This is a genomic window from Clostridium sp. CAG:43, from assembly GCF_000434655.1.
Taxonomy (GTDB): Bacteria; Bacillota; Clostridia; order Lachnospirales; family Lachnospiraceae; genus Otoolea; species Otoolea fessa.
This window is the reverse complement of sequence record NZ_FR895018.1, coordinates 2,338-4,070: the sequence shown is the minus strand read 5'-3', so window position 1 is coordinate 4,070 and position 1,733 is coordinate 2,338. Positions and strand designations below refer to the sequence as shown.

At 53.4% G+C, this 1,733-nt stretch carries 1 protein-coding gene; it reads left to right on the top strand.

The window, feature by feature from the left end:
• Positions 1-20 precede the first annotated feature (20 nt).
• The coding region (locus tag QVO97_RS01610; protein ID WP_288188614.1) for a 3'-5' exonuclease at positions 21-1,733 on the top strand (1,713 nt) is incomplete at its 3' end.

Sequence of the window (1,733 nt, the reverse complement as noted above, 5' to 3'; positions counted from 1 at the left end):
ATAAGGCAGAAGATTCGAAGGTGGAATCCCCCGAGTTAGATGATGAGGCAGCCGATTACACCGCCAGAGAGCTGGAAGCGCGCATGATCGCCGGCAAGATCCGTGAGATGACGGATAAAGAACGGGGGATCACAATCTGGGATAAGGAGCTTGGAGCTTACCGTCGGGCGCAGTACGGGGATATTGTGATTCTGCTTCGAAGCGTCAGCGGATGGGCGGAAGAATTTATCGAGGTGCTGGCGACGCAGGGGATCCCAGCGGTCGCAGAGTCGCGGACGGGATATTTTAACACGTTGGAAGTCGAGACGGTGCTGAACCTTCTGGCAGTCATCGACAATCCGATGCAGGACATTCCCCTGGCGTCGGTGCTCAAATCGCCGTTTGGCGGTGTTTCCGATGAGGAGATGGCGTGGATTGTGGCAGAACATAAGGCGAGCGTTGACCGGTCGCGGGATGCAGGGCTTTACCGGTCAGTTGTGGAGTATATGAACGAGGATGATTCGGCAAGATCGGAGAGAAGCAGATTGTGCCAAAAACTAAAAAAACTCTTTACTCTCCTGGATACATTCCGCCAGGAATCTGTTTACCTGCCGATGCACGAACTCCTCTACCGGATTTACGACAAAACGGGCTATTACCGCTATGTGTCGGCGCTTCCGGGCGGGGCGGGACGGCGCGGCAATCTGGATATGCTGGTGGAGAAAGCGGCAGCCTATGAGGCGACGAGCTACCGGGGTGTGTTCCATTTCATCCGGTATATTGAGAAGCTGAAAAAATACAATACAGATTTTGGTGAAGCGCCGGTGGCAGATTCCGAGGGAACGGTGGTGCGGATCATGAGTATCCATAAGAGCAAGGGACTGGAATTTCCGATCGTGTTTGTGGCTGGAATGGGAAAAAATTTTAACAAGCAGGATACGCGGGGGAAACTTCTGATTGACGCGGATCTGGGAATCGGAACCGACTATCTGGACAGTGAGAAGCGCATCAAGGGACCGACGCTCAAGAAAAATGTGATGAAACGCCGGATGGAACTGGAGGCGCTGGGCGAGGAACTGCGCGTTCTTTACGTGGCGCTGACGCGTGCGAAGGAAAAATTGATTCTGACGGCGTCCTCCCGGAAATTGGAGGATCGGATTGCGAAGTGGAGCGCAGTGGCAGCCGAACACGGGGCGATTCCGTATACGATTCTGACGCTGGCTTCCTCGTATCTGGATTGGATTTTGATGAGTATTCCGGAAAAAAATCCGTGGATTTCATATCAGATGGAAACGCTTTCCGACCAGATCGACCGTGAGATTGGCACGCAGATACGCCAGACGTTATCGAGAGAGTGGCTGCGGTGGCTGTCGGGGGAGGACAGCCATTTGTCGAATGACGAGAATCATCCAAACACGCAAAATCGGCTCGAAAATATCAGGCAAATAGAATCGATCATCAGCAACAACTACCATTTCCAGTACCCATACCTGGACGATCTGAGTCTCAACACCAAGATGTCCGTTTCTGAACTCAAGAAAAAGGGCATGGAGGAAGAGGAGGAGGAGATGGTATTTCTGCCGACGCTGCCAGTGTTTATGGAGAAGGAGCAGGAAGAAAAAGGCGGCGCGACGCGCGGTACGGCGTACCACCGTGTGTTGCAGTTTTTGCCGTTTGAGCGGGCAATGTCGAGACAGGAGTTAAATGCATTTCCGGCGAAGCTGGCGGCTGAGGGGCGGATGGACGCCGAGGCG